At 53.8% G+C, this 368-nt stretch carries 1 pseudogene; it reads right to left on the reverse strand.

Annotation, left to right across the window (positions count from 1 at the left end):
• Nucleotides 1–368: pseudogene (locus J3482_RS20340) on the reverse strand (hypothetical protein); the annotation flags it as partial.

Consider the following 368-nt stretch of genomic DNA (forward strand, 5'->3'; position numbering starts at 1 on the left):
GGCGCAGGTGGGGGCGAGATCGAGTGTGACAGACAGGGACACCTGCAAATTCTTGCGCCGTGCGGTCGAAATGTAGTGGCTGCAACGCAATGCGGCAGGGCCACTGAGCCCGAGATGGGTGAACAACATGTCGCCATGCTCGGTGGTCAGGCGCTTTTTGCGGGTGTCGTCCCAGACGGTAGCGTCAATGCCGCGCAGGGACAACCCTTGGAGCTTGCGTTCGACAATGAACGGTTCATCGCTCGTGAGTGGCACTTCGGTAGGATAAGGTGGTGTTAGGATCAAAGAGTGGACATAACGAATCGAGAATGTAAGAATAAGGTGATTTGAGGTGTCCACGTGATGAAGCAATATGATAAGGAATTTAA

Origin of the sequence: Alicyclobacillus suci (assembly GCF_017329615.1) — a bacterium.
In the GTDB taxonomy this organism is placed as follows: Bacteria; Bacillota; Bacilli; order Alicyclobacillales; family Alicyclobacillaceae; genus Alicyclobacillus; species Alicyclobacillus suci.